Source organism: Methylomonas sp. 2BW1-5-20 (assembly GCF_052474515.1).
This window is the reverse complement of record NZ_CP184127.1, coordinates 1108152-1125129: the sequence shown is the minus strand read 5'-3', so window position 1 is coordinate 1125129 and position 16978 is coordinate 1108152. Positions and strand designations below refer to the sequence as shown.

Here is a 16978-nt window from a genome sequence, read left to right as displayed (position 1 = left end):
TATCTAAACACTTAAACACCCGGTATATTTGGCAACCGGATATAAAGCCTGATATTCCTTGTCACAATATCGCAATAAACTGACATTTAAAATTCGGTGAAAACTTGAAAGTGCAAGCGCGGATTTCCCCGCTCGACGCGAGTCTGATTAGTGAATGGCACGGCAATGTCAAAGTTCGCGGTTAGCGTTTTCCATAACTGCATCCTGAATCCAGTGCCGACACTGGCCAGATCGAACTGCGACGGACTGCCATTCAGAGTACTTTTCAGCCAGCCTCGGCCGGCATCGACAAACACCACACCCCGAATATTCTCTTGCTCGGCCCAATCCCAAACATCTAGTTTTGGCGAATATAATTCCAATGAAGCTTGTACGCCGTCATCAGCCAAAACCTGGGTTTCGTAATAACCGCGCACACTTTGTTGACCGCCAAGCGAAAATTGCTCATTCGGGATTAGCGGCGAGTTAGCCACCTGGCCGTTAAACCGACCCTCAAAACTCATGCCATGGGGAAGATTATGTTTATATTCGACACCGGCCGTTAAATAGGCATAATTAGCCTTGGCTTGATAACGGGTATTATTAAATTGCGACTGACGATTACCCAGATTGCGAATTGAGAAATTAGCATTGATATTAAAAGACAACCTGGATTGTTCTTCCTGAATATTTCCGCTATATCCCAGGATAAAAGGAACATAAGTAATGGGCGTTTGCCGAAATAACTCATTGACGGTCGCTCCGTTCAGATTCTGTTTAAAATCTTTATAGGTAAAACCGGCAGTCACGGTCTGGAAGTAATTTTTGATAGGCGTCGCAATCGGACTAACGTAACGCAAGCCGTACAAGTCGCCGGCACCAACCACCGAAAGCGCACCGGCATTGGCCACCGAATTGGACGAGGAATTGACGGCGAAAAACGCCAAGCGTTGACCGCTTTCAAATACCGGCATCACATAACTGCCGACCAACACTTCGACCTGTTTCGGATTTTCCGGAGAAACCTGATACATGAAAGAGGCACTATGAAATTTCTGCCAGAGATTGTCGTAACGCAAAGTGGCGGCGGTACGCAGCCGTTCGGTGCTAGTGGTATTCCGTCCGTTAACTTCCACTTTGCCATGCAAGGGTAAGTCGTCCTTAACTTTAAGATCCACTTCCAATGTGCCTGGGGTTTCGCCAGCGCGTAGCACCGGAGTAATGGTCCTGTCCGTGCTTTCCTTGGCCAAAGCAGCCAACTGCTGTTGCATTTGCGGCAAATTGGGCACCGTGCCTTCAGCCAATGCCGGGACTTTTTCCTTGATGGCACCTTGCGAGAAATAACGGGAATCGGTCACCCGCAATCGTGCAATCTTTCCTTCATTGACCTGCAGATAAACCACACCATTTACGACGTTCTGTTCCGGGATGTCGATACTGACCGTTTGAAAACCTTTGCTGTGGTAAAGCTCCTCGAGGGCCAGACGCGCCTGCTCCACAATATCGATACTCTTTTGTTTGCCAAGATATGGATACACGCAACGTTCGATAGCGTGCCGGTCCAAGACGTTATTGCCCTTGACCCGCAGCTCCAGCAAGTCGAAACGACTGACGGCAGCCTCCGGATTCGCGGCTGCACTAGCCGGCGATTCGGCGGCGACCACGGTGTTCGATAAAGATGCCGTTAAACCGGCACTCAGAAAACTACAGCAAACGGCAATAGTGTTAAAACGGTGGAAACGCATGTCTTACCCAGTGTAACGAAAACTCGTGCAGCGCCAATATGCAGCCTGCTCAATAAATAAAGACAGCCTTCGCAAGCGAAGGCTGTCGTATTGGCGCATCCTGGCGCCTTGATCCCGTTGCGGAAATCAAATCCAGCGCATTGGCCGCTTATTTGAACGGTACAACGCCTGAACCGTTTGGTACGGCTGGGATGGAGCAGTTGTCCAATACGCCGTTAGCTGCGTGGGTGTAAGGCAGGACCGGATTGTTGACATCCAGGCTATCGCTCCAGGTGTTAGGCGCAACGGCCAAATAACCGGAAACACCGAATGTTTGGTTGGCTTTGGCCACGTCAAACGCACCTAATACTGCCGGAGTAGCGGCATTTTTGATCAGGTAAGTCGCCAGGGTTTTCTTGTCGTTGCTCAGACCTGTTTTTGGATATTGCCAGGTTGACTCGGCGAAATCGATATATTTACCGGCAAACACGTTGGCCAAGGTTGGTGCGTAGCCGTCGATTTTGATGAAGCGGTAGTCAAACGCCAATTTGTTGCCGTTGCTGGCAACCGGCAGGTTTTTCTCCAGCGACTGCTGACCGAAAGCCCAAGATTTAGCAGCACCTTGGTTAACGATCAGATAATTATCGTTTGGCTGACTAGGATCGAAAAATACTGAAGTTGGGCTTTTGTAGTTTTTAGCGGTTTGAGTACCTTTGCTGAAGTCATCCAAACACTTTTCCATATCACCGGAACCTGACAAATCGGTTACCTGTGGACCGGTATCAGCATTAGAAGCAACTGGCAATCCATTTTCAGTACATGGGGTATTCAGGAATTTGGCATATTGCTGCGCACCGGTGCCGGAACCGCCGATACGTTTGCAAAAATGCACCAGATTATCATCGGGCGCGGTAACGCCAGGGAAGCTGGTTAACGGCACATAACTGCTTGTCGAGGAATCGAACAATGTGAACTGATCCCAGGTCGAAATGTTGCCGGATACCAAACCGGAGATTTGCGACTTAGTCAAGCTTGGCAAGCAAGCTTCGGTATAATCCGCATTAGGGTTAGCAACAGTTGCAGTACAAGCGCCACCAGCGGTCAGACCTTGAGCGATTTGCAAGGCTTTATACAAATTGTAAGAAACCGGCACACCGAATACTAGGGCAGCAGCTGGTGTGACAGTCAGTTTAGATTTAACCTGCGCAGGATCAACAGCAGTAAAACCATTGTCGGTTTCGGTATTAACACCTACGAACAACTCAGGGTTAACATCGGAAATTCCCAAGTCAGAGGTCTTGGTGGTCAACGTTGGGCAATTGTACAGATTGGTGCCCGCGGACGTACAAGCACCAGTGCCGCTCGCGATAATAGCCAGCTGAGAAATAGGTAAGTTGCTCAGCAACGGCACCACACCTTGTGACGATCCTCCATTGGAGCGCTTACGGATCAATACATTAACGGCACCAGTACCGGACAAGCCTGTAACCTTAGTTCTGTTAACAGTACAGGTGAAAGCGGTGTAATCGGTTGTCACCGTGGTGTACTGATACTTATCAAAAGTACCTGCTTGACAAACATTGTTTTTGACCAAGCTTTCCAGATTGTTATCTTGAGCTGTGGCACCGGAAATATTCAGTTCCAGGTTGATGGTCGCGCTGGGCGCAAGAGCGAAAGAGCTTTGTGAAAAACCGCCGAGAGACAACACAGCAATCGCTGCGGATAATGCTTTAACTTTCATTTTTAAGGTCCTTAAAAGAATTGATCGCAGATTGACCGCACCGGCCTAGGCCGGTGCGGCGCACGGTTTGATTAAACAGCGCTTTTACGACGTTTGAATGACAACAAGCCCATTACACCGGACAGGAACATCCAGGCGGTGGCAGGAAGTGGCACTGCAGCTGGGATCGCATCATAAGTCAGCGTACCTGTGGTAACACCACCAACGGTGTTCAGCGTAAAGTTCCAGACATTGTCATATTCGGTATACACGGGCTTAGAAGCTGTGCTTCCGCCGACATACTCAAAATGCATTGCTGTACCAACTAGATCCAGGTTGCTAGCGACGCCCCCCATACTTCCTCCGATGTTGCCGCTCCAGTTTTTGCCAGCATATGCAGGTTTATCGGATGTCTGAAAATCGCTCAGGTTTTGAGCCACATCAACCACACCACCTTGAGCTGTATTAACCACACCCAAATAGGTAGATAATTTCTGCAGAGAACCATTCAAGTTGGTCATGTTTGCAGTTCCGTATCTACCTTGTAAATCGGCTTGAGTATTTTGCGAATTGAGCGTGGTGTACAAACCGTATCCGACAGTAGGATATTCCGCTGCAGATGAAGCTTTTTGTTGACCGCCGACTACACTGTACTGAAGACCTGCAAAATCCGCATTAGATAAAACTGAAGCGAAATTTGCATCAGTACTGCTGGAAATAGTCCAAGAGTGTGGTGCGGTTACGTCGGCTTTGAATGCCGCAACAGTCAAGCCCAAATCTAAAGTATAGGATTTGGCACCTGCTTGGTCCCACAAAGTCAAGATAAACTCTGAACCACCTTTAAATGCATCGGTTGACAATTGCACAGACGCCTGCGCGCCAGAAGCACCGACCAACAGAGCTGCCGCTACCAAAGTTTTCGTAAATTTCATTTGTTTATCCTTATGTTTAAAAAATTGATTAACACAAGGTGACAACCCAGCCGCCTTTCTCCAAGGCCCGTTGGCTTTCCGTCCTTGCCTCGCGACAAGTTTGGCTTTTACACGCTTCCTAACTATCTAACACCAAGACGGTGCCGCTCTCCCCGCTACCATTTTGTTTGTTGCCACTACCTACTCCCTAACCTCTTCCATCGCCCACTCCTTTTGCATGCCGTCCCTGCTCCTTTTTGCTCCAACTACGAGGCAGCCAATCCGTATCCAGCCACCCTCAATTGCGGCGAATTATTCCAAACCAAATCGACGGTTTCGGTTACACGACTATGACAATTTCGTGAAATGTATTACCTCGACTAACACCCAGCCGGCGCGGCCAATAAATGAAAATGTCTGAAGGAAGCCGATACTCTGCGGAATTACTGGCCTTTGCGGACGATAAGAAGAGACGGACCGTAGCGGCCGCGTAGCACCTTGCCTCTAAGTTCAAGCCTTGCCGGACTGCAGCTCGGACTGCTAAAGTTTTGGTTTAAGCAACATCTCGCCATACAGCCAGCACCCCAAGGACATTAAACATGGAAGACTCTCGAAAGCTTCTTGACCAGGCCTACACGGAACAAGCACACGCTATCGACACGGCCGGATTGGCCAAAGCCTTGCAGGACTGGTATCTCAAGTACCCGGCACATCATTTTCTGCATCCCTGCATCATCGACGGCAAACCGGCCTTGGTTTGCAGGGCAAATTTAGGTAAAACCGGTCCGGCTGCATTTATCGAATTGCAGGACATTGCCCGGCGCCACGGCCTGTATTTAAAGGAAGACAGCCGCAGCCGAGATATGGCGCCCGCCAACAACCGGCGGCGCAACGTCGGTTTGGTCTTGAGTTTTTGCGTAGGCATGCTGGCGACGACGCGCACGGTAACAGCGGACGAGTTGTACAGTGCTCAGCCGTTACAAGCGGTCGCTGGCCAACTCATCAAGCCAGGTAATCAGTTGCAGACCAACATGGCATTGGATGAACAAGGCAGCCCGGTCATCCGTCTGCGGCGAATCCAACCGCCGACCGCCGCCGAGGTACTTGCCGCATACACGGCAAAGCAGACCGGTTTACCCGGCGATAGCGCCGCGGCCGACGCTATTACAAGCTTCTTGCAAAATAGCTATCAAGCCAACTCCGCCGACCCGAAAACCATTTCCGCCGATTTAAGCGAAATCGCGGCGTATTACTCGCACTATCCGCAAATCATCAGTTTGATTAACGAGCTTCGCGGACAAAAATTAAGCCTGAAATATCAAGCCGGGACTTGGCAGACCGAAGCCTGGGGCAATCAATTTGGCGTGGATAGCGCTACCATCTATTTCGATACCCGATTGGGCGCGCAATTGCTAAACGATCCGGGCTGCGACAGTACCCCGGCCTGCGGCATCTCCCCGGCCGACGCCTTGTTGCATGAGTTACTGCACGCTAAATTGATGCTGTTGGATGCCGAACACTTTATCGACACCGGCGGCATGAGCCAGACTTTGTATCCGTTCGAACACGAGCGGGAAGTGATCGGCCGGGAAAATCAGCTATACCAGGATATGAATCAACTCGACGGCCGCGCTAGACCATTACGGCATCGTCATAGCGGAGAATTGCTGCAAGTCACCTGCCCCGCCTGTACGCCGATCAGACATGTGGCATCAAACGAGTAATGGCGCAGAAAGCTTGATAACTGTTATATGACAACGACGGGCGGGGACAAATAGCTCCGACACGCTTAGCGACTATTCCGGCATACCCGAAAATAGGATTTTAGCCAGCTTGCGCAGCCATCCGGCCGAGTCGCCTAAGCTTGTTAGCTAAGGTCGAAATCCGTCCTGCCGCACGAAAACACCCATAAAACTCGACCATTGTTATAAAACTGTAACATGAGTGATTTACTGTTACCGGATAATCAGAAGGTCAGTGACAAGGATCATCCATTGAAAGCTAAAGAGTCGAGTCTAGACGACAAAAAAAACATCGTCTCCATCCGCCTTAGCAATGCGGATCGCGATGCCGTTCGTATTGCCGCGGCACGGCTGTTCGTCCGCGAATCCGAGTTATATCGTTTTGCCGTCCGTCATCTTTTAAACCGCCTGCATCACCTGCTGGACGAAAGTTTTACCGGTTGCGAACTGCTACCGCTGTTTTTGGAATTCAGTGACGAAATAAATGCCGAATTGGGGCTGAAAAAACACCAACTATTCGAAATTTTAAACCGCCGCACCGCCGGGCCGGAAAAGTTTGTGGCTATGAGCGACGTAGAATTGCTGCTATTGCCGCAGCACGTAGTTCGCCAACGTTTGCTCCACATTAGCGATGCTTCCCCGCATCGTCACACCGACACGCGTATTTGGCTAGAGCAGTACTTTCGAACCAAATACCTATTACCCGAGAGCTTCCCGGAGCAGTCGGAGAGTAATAATTTGTTGGTGTAACGCAAACATACATCCCCAGCGGTTGCCGCAGGAGACCTATTGCCATGGGCATAATTAGTGAATAGTTGGTCACCGCTAAAGACTAAAGACTAAAGAAATCATGACATTTAGTTAAAGACCAAACGGAATTCACAAATATTGTAATTTATAGCGGATAGACACCGCTAATCGCTGAAAAACCTTGTTTGATCACGGTAATTTCTTGCCAAACAGCTTAGCCTTGCTGGCATAGGGTGTGCTGTAAAAAAACGGGGCACCACTTGGCTTCAGACAGGGAAAAACTAGCGGCGGCATAGTCACGAAAATGACTGTTTTGAAACGCTATTTTAGAGTCTTTATCAAACAAAACTTTACTGAGTTGGATCGGTTGGATTGCTCAGTAATTTTAATCCAATAAGGTGACCGAAATGAAAACGCATAATGCCGTAAAAAATGCTGTATGGGCTGCGGCTATCGCCCTCGTTCTTTCCGCCACCGCGTATGCAGAGGTTCACGTCAAAGGCGATCTATTAAAAGTACAACCCGTGGCGGTGTATCACGCCGCCAGAGGCAGCCAACTGGCGGAAACACTAGCACAGGTGGCGCAACGTTCCGGCATTAGCTTTAAAATCAACACTGACTTGAGCAGAGACCTTGTACAGCAGTCGCTTGCCGCCGACAACTGGAATACCGCAGTCAAGTCCTTGCTGGCGGGCTACAACTATTCAATTATCAACGTAGGCGATCAGATTAAAACCGTGATCGTCATCGGCAGGAGCAATGCGGCGGCGGGAGCGCCGGCCGCCCCCCAAGCCTTGACCGCAAACACCGATGACGTGATAGTCATTAACGCAAAAACGCAGCCGCTGCCCCCCAAATATAAAGACTTCCCAGCTGGTTCGGTAACGGCGATCGACCTGCCCGTCGATAAAATGATGAAGATCGATGACGGATCGTCCGTCACCTTGGATTTACCGATGGGGCAATTCGATGTCGCGCACGACCATACGGTCGCCGAGCCAGACGGGAGCAAAACCTGGGTCGGCTATCTGCAAAACGAAGGTGAAGGTTACCGGGTGTATTTATCTCAAGGCGCGGCCGGCACCATGGGCATGATGACCACGCCTGACGGCACCTACAACATAGAATCCAGCAACAACAGCACATATCTAGTCGATACCGCGAAGCTGCAACATGCCGGTTTTGACAATGACCAAATTACGCCGCCGGATGCGATATCTAATCAGATTGCGCTGAACGCGGAGAGCATAAATGCGACGCAAACCGAAATCGATCAACTACAGGCAGCTGCAGATGCAGCGAAAAAAGCACTGGATGCCGCTAACGCTGAAGTCACGAAATATACCGACTTGCTTGCCCAATACACGACGCAATTGAATGCCGCCGCGAATTTGGCATCGACACTGGCTGCGGCAACGGCGGGAAAAAATACTGCCGCCAAAGCCCTGGCAGAAGCCACCACCACTAAAAATAGCGCAGCGGTGGCACTAACTGCTGCTACTGCCGCCAGAAACAAGGCAGCAGCATCTTTAACAACTACGACGAACGCTAAAAATAGCGCTCAGCTGGCCTATGACACCAAAAATAACGCCCTAACGAATCTGAAAACCGCGCTGGATAAAGCAATCGCCGAAAAGGCTGCCGCGCAATCCCTGATGAACGATGCCTTAGCCGCGAAAACTGCCGCCAACGCAAAAATGCAAGCGGATCAAAGTGCCAAGACAGAGGCAGCCAACGCATTAAAGGCTGCCACTAGCGCGAAAACAAAGGCCCAGTCGGCAGTAACAACGGCCAACGCAGCAGTGAGCAAAGCGCAGAATGCGTTAAATGTGGCGCACACGGCACAAGCCACTGCCAACTCCCAGTACTCTAACGCCAAAACAGCGAATGCGAAAACGACTGCCAGCGCAGCTGTCGCTAAAGCCAATACGGCGGCAAGCGACGCCGAAGCCAAATACGACGCCGCGGTCGCGACGCTGAATAACGCCAATGCCGCCCTGGCGGCAGCGACCGACAACTACAACGCGGCGGCGGCAAATGCGCAAACGGCTAATGCCAATTATCAAGCGTCATCGACTGCCTATAAAACTGCAAGCAGTGCTTATACGGCCGCAAGCAGTGCGTACAATAAATCGGCATCGACCGCAAACAGCGCCAACACAGCTTACACTGCGGCGGTCAATGCGGCCGTAGCCTTGCAAACCGCGTTAAATAAAGCGATCGCCAACTACAATTCCGCGGCGGTTGCAAATAGTACCGCCATTGCCGGTTTCGATGCGGCCTCCGCCGCGTTGGCTTCGGCGACAACCCGCTTCAACAACGCAGTCACCGATTTAGCTGCTGCAACCGCCAATTACAACGCGGCGCTTGCCGGTTCCAAGAGCAACACCGGCGCGTTACAAGCCACTATCAATGCCACCAAAGCTACTTTGGATCAGAAAACGGCGGCGGCGCAAACCGCGAAGACCAACTACGATCAAGCCCTAGCCGCTTTGAACACGGCAAAAGCGGGCGGCATCGACTCCGGCAACAATGCCGGGGGCGGTGGTACATCGACTGGCCCGGTAGTGGATGTGATGATGCTGTATACCACGGTCGGTCAATCGGCGGATTATGCGAAGCAACGCATCGCGTTGTTGACCACTGCCAGCAATCAAGCTTACAAGGATTCCGGCATCAATATGACCTTACGCGTGGTGTACACCGAGCCCACCAACTACAGTGAAAGCGTCAGTAACTCCCAAGCGTTGGATGACTTGGCCAACGATAGAACCGTATTTGCCGGGGTAGCGGCAAAACGGGTTCAGTACGGGGCGGATCTGGTGTTTTTGTTCAGGCCGTTGTATGCGCAAACCCATGGCTCTTGCGGTACGACCTACCTTGAGTTTGCGAACGGTTCAGCTGCTAATAAATGGCTGGGCTACGGCACCATCGGCGACGGCAGCTCGAAGGATGCACAAAAAGGCTATTACTGCGCCATTAATACCTATACCCATGAAATCGGGCATACCTTGGGCTTGGTACATGACCGGGAATATTCCAATGCCTCGGGCGTGTTTTACTATTCTTATGCTTGGGGTAATCAAGGCTCCTTCGGTACTATCATGAGCTATAAATCGCCCGTGATCATGTACTTCAGTGCGCCCGCGTTGACCACGCAATGCAAGGGCGATCCCTGCGGCTACCCGGAGAGCGACTCAGCGCGTAGCTCGGATCAGGCCAAATCGGTGAATTACACCGCGCCCATAGTGGCTAACTTTATGCCAGCCACTGTTGCTGCTCCGATACTGAAATAAGCCGAGCTTACAGCCGCTTTCTTTAAACAGCTTTACAAATTTAAGCCGTCGATTCGTCAAGCGTCGACGGCTTTTTTGTAGCTCGCACTTTTGTAACAAAAGGACAATCGCCAAACTGCTGAACCGCGCCGATTTTCTCGGCGGTGCCAAGCTTTAATAAACTTGATGGTTGGGATAATTAAAAAATTAGGGCAGACTGTGCAAAACTCACGAACCCTGCCGACCACCATGCCTATCTTCATCGTTTGCTGTTTAGTGTTAACCACGCTGATTGAAACCCAAAACGCTTACTTGCCCCTGCTCAATATCGAGGTGGTTTGGGTTGCCGGCGCTTGCGTGGCCGTGCTGTTTCTGGGTGCAGGTGTTTTGAAATTAGCGCCCGGCAGCGTCTGGCACGACGGCTTCGCCTGTTCCTGTTTATGGACTTGGTATGGCTACTGGAAACCGATGTTCAGCGAAGGCTCGCCGCAGTTCAGCGTGTTTCCGGTTTATTTCGCCTTGCTCAGCAGCTGGATGCTATTCGGCTTTATCAATAGAAGCCCAAGATTCGATTGGGAGTCGCAAGAGGCCTTGCGCTATTTTCAAACATACCTGTCCCGCTTCGACACCCGCTTAATCGCCGGGCTACTGCTAATCTGTCTGGCCTTGCCCGAACATTATTTGTCATTTCCGCTGGTCATGACCTTCTTCATTGTCCGCAGTGCGTTTCAACGCTGCCTGGAAATTATCGAGCGCTTGTGAGACTTTTGGCATGCATACCGCTGGTGAGATAGTCGCCGGTTAACCCTCCAATTGCTTGCCGATCACCGCCGGCAGTTGTTTGGGAGCCTTAATCCGTAATTGTTTATTGACATTGTACCGGCCGAATACCACTTCAATATCGGCGGTCGTCACCGCAAATTTTTTTGCCAGAAAGCGCACCATATGATCGGTGGCCTTCCCGCCTACCGGCGCTGCGGTGACACTGATCTTGAGTTGCGGGCCTTTGGGTTTGCCGATCGCATCCTGCTTTGCGCTAGGCGTTCCCAACACGTTCAAAACCAGCACATCGCCATCCCATCCGCAAAAACCATCCATAGCCAAACCTTTGCCCGTCTCCTTACTGCCGTCCTTTACCTTGATTTTTTTAGGTTTTGCCATGGAAATGAAATTTAACCGTTGAATATCGAATTTACTGCTCATAAAGCAAGTATTCATATCGCTTTATATTTTCATTCACTGCATATGGAGCGAAGAAGTAAGTGCGTTTAATAAATTTATTGCGACCATGGCATTGCCTGGGATTTCGTTAATTATAGGCTTTGTTGCAATAAAACTGATTGAAACCCTTGATAAAAATCAAAATGAGAAGATGGAGAAATTGTCTGGAATTATTGTACCTCTAATTGCAGCTATTTACTTTATCTATCAAGCCACTTCCGGTTCATTCTTTGCAACCACATCAATTACGCTAGAAGCGAAACGAAATACTGATAACGCAAATGAAGTGGTTATTACCGCTAACATCGAGCGTGGAGATAATTGCTTAGTCGAAATACTAGAAAGCAAATATCAAATCACGGAGCACCCAGGCAATAGGACTAGCGATTGGAAAAGCATTGCCTTTCCTTCACGAATCGAAGGTAGTACTGCAATTTTGCGCCTAGCGCTAAAAGAAAAAACACAAACAAGGCGGATTCAAAACCGAAGTGCAACACCCCAAACACCAGTAAGGTATGCACATGGAATCCACCTCAAAACATTATCAACAGCTTCAGCGAGGGTGCAAGAATTTTTGTGTAAACGGTCATTAGGCAGGAAACTGCCCTTACTTTGAGGAGTAACTATGACCTTACCCAAATCGATCCCAACCGACCTAATCGATACCTTATTGTCCGGCTATCAAAAACCGGAAGACCTGCTGGGCGAAAATGGCCTGCTGAAACAACTCACCAAGGCGCTGGTGGAGCGGGCTTTAGAAGCTGAAATGACCGAACATCTGGGGCATGGCAAGCATGAGTCTGTCAGTAATGCTACGGGGAATACGCGCAACGGCAAAAGCCGTAAAACGCTGAAAGGTGATTTTGGCGCATTGCCGATTGAGATTCCACGTGATCGTCATGGGCAGTTCGAGCCGCAAATCATTGGCAAACACCAATCCCGTTGGACGGGCTTTGATGACAAAATCATCTCGCTCTATGCTCGAGGCCTGACAGTCAGGGAAATTCAGAGCCACCTGGAAGAGCTGTATGGCACAGAAGTGTCGTCGAGCTTGATTTCCTCAGTGACGGACGCCGTGATTGAGGAAGTGAAAGCCTGGCAATCGCGACCGCTCGATCCGATTTACCCCATCGTTTATCTCGACTGCATCCACGTCAAAGTGCGTGATACCGGTGCAGTGCGGGTCAAGGCTGTTTATCTGGCGATTGGCGTCAATATGAACGGCGAAAAGGAAGTGCTGGGCTTATGGATAGCTCAAACCGAGGGCGCCAAGTTTTGGTTGCAAGTCGTCACCGACCTCAAGAACCGCGGCGTCCAAGACATCTTCATCGCCTGTGTCGATGGCTTGAAAGGCTTTCCCGAAGCGATTGAAACCGTCTATCCACACACAGCCGTTCAACTGTGCATCGTGCATTTGGTCCGCAACAGCCTCAACTATGTCGGCTGGAAAATGCGCAAACAGATCGCCGCCGATCTCAAACAGATTTACCAGTCAGCCACCGTCGCCGAGGCGGAGCAGAAGCTGGCTGAGTTCGAGGTGCAGTGGAACGAGGCCTATCCACCGATTGCCCAAATTTGGCGACGCAATTGGGATCGGATCATCCCCTTTTTCGACTATCCGCCGGAGATACGCCGCATCATTTACACCACCAATGCCATTGAGTCGGTCAACATGAGTTTGCGGAAAATCACCAAGAATCGCGGTTCATGTCCCAGTGATGAAGCCTTGTCGAAATTGTTCTATTTGGCCCTGATGAATATCAGTAAAAAATGGACCATGCCTTTGCATGACTGGAAACCGGCTTTGAATCGGTTTAGCATTCAGTTTGAAGACAGGATGCACAATCGATAATTAAATCCCGTTTACACAAAATTCAGGACACCCTCGCTTCAGCCTGAAGATCGCATCACGATCAGCAGCCTGAAGCAACAAAACTACAGTCTTCGGGCGATAGCACGGGTTCTGCAACGGTCCGCCAGTACCATTAGCCGAGAGCTTCGTCGTAATGGTGCGGGCGATCATTACATCAGTGTCCAGGCACAGCAAACCTGTCAACGTCGTCGGCGTCAATCGCGTCCACGAGAGAAGCTGCATGCTGAGGGACTGCTGTTTGGCGTCGTCCAGTATTTTCTGCAACTTCGCTGGTCGCCGGAGCAGATCGCACTGGTGCTGGCACAGCTTTATCCCAAAGGCCATGAGTATCGCGTGTCACACGAAACCATTTACAACTGCATCTATGCGCAACCGGTCGGCGAACTAAAACGTGACCTGATTGCCTGCCTGCGCCAGGCTAAAAACAGACGTGTCCCCCGCAGCAAAGGACAAGACCGTCGCGGCCAGATACCCGACATGCTCAGCATCCATCTAAGACCACCCGACATCGAAGATCGCCAGTTTCCGGGACATTGGGAAGGCGACCTCATCAAAGGCGCGGCCAACGCCAGTGCGGTGGGTACCTTGGTGGAGCGGACCAGTCGCTTGCTAATGTTGATCAAACTACCCCATCCGCAGCCTGCCAGTGCCGCTAACGTGCTGCAAGCCTTTACCGACATGCTCAACCGCATTGCTCAACCAATGCGGTTGAGCATGACCTATGACCAAGGCCGCGAGATGGCTTTACACAAGCAGTTAACTGCGAATACCGGCATTGCCGTGTACTTCTGCGATCCCCATAGCCCTTGGCAGCGCGGCTCCAACGAAAATATGAACGGCTTGATCCGTCAGTATTTACCTAAGGGCACCGATCTATCAGGCTACACCCAGCAACAACTGGATACGATTGCCGATCAAATTAACGCTCGCCCTCGAAAAGGTCTTGGGGTACGCTGCCCGCTTGCTGTCTACAGGGAATTACTGCTGAACAGCTCACAACCGTCAAATCTCATTCATTAATAGCGTGGTGTTGCACTTCGGTTTTGAATCCGCCCAATCATTATTGATCAATGCGAAACCGCTTGCTTTATTACTGCTAAAATTAAGTACTTCTCAGTGGGCTGGCCTATTGCGGCCGAAAGTTTTTCAAAGACATTTGCTCCTAAAAATGCAGTTAAATGAGTAAAAAACCATAACCGACCCTGCCCGCCAATAGTAAACGGAATAACATCACACTACTACTCATTTATCTGCCTCGGTATAATGTTGAGTTAATTATGGCTGTTATTGTTGGATAATTCCATAGTACATTAATGGCAATGTGAACATAACTAAAATAATTTCAGCACTCTTAAGGAAAATTATAATGAAAAAGTGTTGCATCGGAATTTCAACACTTTTTATTTGTAGTAAGCTTTTTTCGTTAGGTGGTTATATAACATCGACGAAATAAATAGCCACCCTACTAGAATTTTTATTTAAGAAACTCGTAATGCTGATACTTGCTAAAGTTGTATGCCGAACGCTTTCTTCAATCTACACACTTAGTATTTTGCAGAACACCTAACGGCTTCAGCCCTAACAGGCTGGTGAAAAACTCCAAAAGCCAAGCGATCCAAGACTGATAACGGCAGGGAAGGGGTAAAATAGGCTACCTAAATTTGGAGCCTTTCAATGCGCGGACACGATGCCATTCAAAACAGCTGGTTCAGCAAGGATTGGGTCACCGCCAACCCCGGCAGTCCGTTGATTTTCAAAGACGGCCAGTCTGTGCGCTTGGTTCCGCTATACGGAGAATGCCAAAACACTGAACAAACCGAAGCCTATCCCAGAGGTTTGTTCGACCTGGAGAGCAGCGAATTTCAAGACCCTTTGAAACGACGTATCACACGCCTCGTTGATAAAGCCAAGGGCCGTTTCAGCCCGACCGGGATTTTTCCGCAGCTTTAGCTTTATCTGCAACCTTTATTCGAGAATTCCAAAGAAGGTTTACAGACTAAGATCAATGCTTGGTTGAAGGCCTCGTTGACGGAATGGGGACTTTGAAACGAATTCACCAAGATCCCCATCCTTTTTAACCTAGATAATCCGGTAATCGTTCATGGCCAAAATCACGCTAACCCCAACCCTAAAAACCGAATACGAAAACCTATTCAACGCCTGCTGTATCATCGCCTCCAAACTCTTGCCCAAGGTTGAAGAATTGTGCGGAAAACTGGCCGCCAATCAGGACCGCTACCGCGCGGTCGGCGATAAACTGGGCATACCCTGGTTTTTCATCGCCGTGGTGCACAACATGGAAGCCAGCCAGAGTTTCAAGGGGCATTTGCATAACGGCGAGCCGTTGAAAGCCCGTGCCGTGCAGGTACCGGCGGGGCGGCCCAAATCCGGCGAGCCGCCGTTTACCTGGGAGCAAAGTGCCGAGGATGCCTTGACCATGCGTGGACTGGGCGCGAATGTCGACTGGAGTTTAACCGGTCTGCTGTACCAAATCGAAGGCTACAACGGCTGGGGTTATCGTTTGCATCACCAGCACGTGTTGACACCGTATTTGTGGTCCTTTTCCAATCACTACGTCAGCGGCAAGTATGTCGAGGACGGTACTTGGTCGGATACGGCGGTATCGGCGCAATGCGGCGCGGCGGTGTTGCTTCGGCGACTGGCGGAAACCCACGTTATCGAGTTTGCCGATCAACCTAGGCCGACTGCCGGCGACGCGCCATTGCTGGTGACTTATTCGCCGCGCAAATCCGAGGATGCCGCCGTGGTCAAGCGCGTGGAGGATTTGCAACGCTGGCTAAACACCTTTCCGGGTATATTCGTCAAGATCGACGGTGTACCGGGCGACAAAACCGCGCTGGCTTATAGCCAGGTGACCGGCTCGCATTTGCCGGGCGACCATCAAGCCTAGATAGCGAAAATGATGAACGCCTTCTCCGCATCGCTGAAAACCCTGTTGGCCTTCGCCCAAACCATCTTCACCATTGCTATTGTGGGCATCGTCGCCACAGTGTTGTTGTGGCTGGGCCGGCAAATTGCGCCGGAAGCGGCGCTGAGCGAACTGCGCAACCCGGAATATGCGCAGGGGTTTATCACCTTTCTGGTGACCTTGTTTACCATCGTCTTCGGTGCGGTGATGATATTGACCGCGCTGGTTTTCTCCAATAACGAGCAGGAGGATCAAGGCTTTCGCCGGGCCAGGGAAATTTTTACCGTTTTTACCGGCATATTGGATACGGTGATCGGTTTTTATTTCGGTTCCGCCGACAAGCCTGGATGTAGTGATCAACGACGAACGCAGCGCCGATGGCGTCAGGTTGCTGGCCTATGCTTCCGGCGGCAATCCGCCTTATCGCTACAAACTTTCGTTGGACGGCAAGGAAGTGAAATTGGACGAGCCGATTTCCAAGGACGGCTGGTTTCGGCAGGAACTCAAAGCGATAACACAGGATGTCCCGTTAAACTTGCAGGTGACGGACAGCCGGGATTTGCATGCGGATAAAGACTATTCGTCTAAAGCATCCTCTTCCCCAAACAACATTGCACCAATCAACAACGGTGGCAATGATATACCTGATTAGCAAGGTGCTTCAGATGAAAAGAATAGATCCATTCTCCCATCGGGAGAGGGCTAGAGTTGGTGGACGCCGTACGTACTGCGTTTGAGCCGTTTGCCCGACCACGAACTATTTTATTTGGGCAGCAATATCGGTTAAAACGAAACCCATAATTTTCCGGCAGGTGCGACCGGCGAGATAACGATAAAAGCGAACGACCCGTCGT

Annotated in this window: 14 protein-coding genes and 1 riboswitch; of the genes, 10 read left to right on the top strand and 4 right to left on the bottom strand. The window is 50.4% G+C overall.

Annotated elements, in window-relative coordinates:
- Positions 1-86: 86 nt before the first annotated feature.
- The 3 genes from ACH50O_RS05145 to ACH50O_RS05135 form a co-directional block, all read right to left on the bottom strand.
- Entirely contained in the window at positions 87-1724 is a 1638-nt protein-coding gene (locus ACH50O_RS05145) for a ShlB/FhaC/HecB family hemolysin secretion/activation protein (protein ID WP_446810963.1), read from the bottom strand.
- A gap of 148 nt (positions 1725-1872) precedes the next feature.
- Positions 1873-3444 (bottom strand): hypothetical protein, encoded by a 1572-nt coding sequence (locus ACH50O_RS05140; RefSeq protein ID WP_446810962.1) that lies wholly within the window; start codon positions 3442-3444, stop codon positions 1873-1875.
- A gap of 71 nt (positions 3445-3515) precedes the next feature.
- Positions 3516-4355, bottom strand: coding sequence for a hypothetical protein (locus tag ACH50O_RS05135; protein WP_446810961.1), 840 nt, complete (start codon positions 4353-4355; stop codon positions 3516-3518).
- Positions 4356-4392: 37 nt separating this feature from the next.
- Positions 4393-4470: riboswitch (cyclic di-GMP riboswitch) on the bottom strand.
- Between the two features lie 463 nt (positions 4471-4933).
- Here ACH50O_RS05135 and ACH50O_RS05130 point away from each other — a divergent pair.
- From ACH50O_RS05130 to ACH50O_RS05115, 4 genes are all read left to right on the top strand, one after another.
- Positions 4934-6058, top strand: a complete 1125-nt coding sequence (locus ACH50O_RS05130) for a hypothetical protein (protein WP_446810960.1) — start codon at positions 4934-4936, stop codon at positions 6056-6058.
- A 216-nt stretch (positions 6059-6274) separates the two neighbouring features.
- Positions 6275-6826: a hypothetical protein gene (locus ACH50O_RS05125; protein WP_446810959.1), complete on the top strand. Its 552-nt coding sequence runs from the start codon at positions 6275-6277 to the stop codon at positions 6824-6826.
- 407 nt (positions 6827-7233) lie between these two features.
- The gene (locus ACH50O_RS05120; RefSeq protein ID WP_446810958.1) at positions 7234-10122 is read left to right on the top strand and encodes a reprolysin-like metallopeptidase; all 2889 of its coding nucleotides are present in this window, start codon (positions 7234-7236) and stop codon (positions 10120-10122) included.
- 198 nt (positions 10123-10320) lie between these two features.
- A complete protein-coding gene (locus ACH50O_RS05115; protein WP_446810957.1) occupies positions 10321-10863 on the top strand; it encodes a hypothetical protein in 543 nt (180 codons plus the stop codon).
- A gap of 39 nt (positions 10864-10902) precedes the next feature.
- Here the strand turns inward: ACH50O_RS05115 and ACH50O_RS05110 are convergent, their stop codons facing one another.
- On the bottom strand, positions 10903-11304 hold the full coding sequence (locus ACH50O_RS05110) for a DUF167 domain-containing protein (protein WP_446810956.1): 402 nt from the start codon (positions 11302-11304) through the stop codon (positions 10903-10905).
- Positions 11305-11389: 85 nt separating this feature from the next.
- Between ACH50O_RS05110 and ACH50O_RS05105 the strand changes: the two genes are divergently transcribed.
- The 6 genes from ACH50O_RS05105 to ACH50O_RS05080 all read left to right on the top strand — a co-directional run bounded on the left by ACH50O_RS05105 (position 11390) and on the right by ACH50O_RS05080 (position 16697).
- On the top strand, positions 11390-11938 hold the full coding sequence (locus ACH50O_RS05105) for a hypothetical protein (RefSeq protein ID WP_446810955.1): 549 nt from the start codon (positions 11390-11392) through the stop codon (positions 11936-11938).
- 9 nt (positions 11939-11947) lie between these two features.
- Positions 11948-13174 (top strand): IS256 family transposase, encoded by a 1227-nt coding sequence (locus tag ACH50O_RS05100; protein WP_446810954.1) that lies wholly within the window; start codon positions 11948-11950, stop codon positions 13172-13174.
- A gap of 54 nt (positions 13175-13228) precedes the next feature.
- Positions 13229-14215: an IS30 family transposase gene (locus ACH50O_RS05095; protein ID WP_446812113.1), complete on the top strand. Its 987-nt coding sequence runs from the start codon at positions 13229-13231 to the stop codon at positions 14213-14215.
- 654 nt (positions 14216-14869) lie between these two features.
- Positions 14870-15145, top strand: a complete 276-nt coding sequence (locus ACH50O_RS05090; RefSeq protein ID WP_446810953.1) for a hypothetical protein — start codon at positions 14870-14872, stop codon at positions 15143-15145.
- Between the two features lie 151 nt (positions 15146-15296).
- Positions 15297-16106 carry a hypothetical protein gene (locus ACH50O_RS05085; RefSeq protein WP_446810952.1) on the top strand — a complete coding sequence of 270 codons (810 nt, stop codon included), beginning with the start codon at positions 15297-15299 and terminating at the stop codon, positions 16104-16106.
- A gap of 9 nt (positions 16107-16115) precedes the next feature.
- Positions 16116-16697 (top strand): hypothetical protein, encoded by a 582-nt coding sequence (locus ACH50O_RS05080; protein WP_446810951.1) that lies wholly within the window; start codon positions 16116-16118, stop codon positions 16695-16697.
- Positions 16698-16978: the final 281 nt, after the last annotated feature.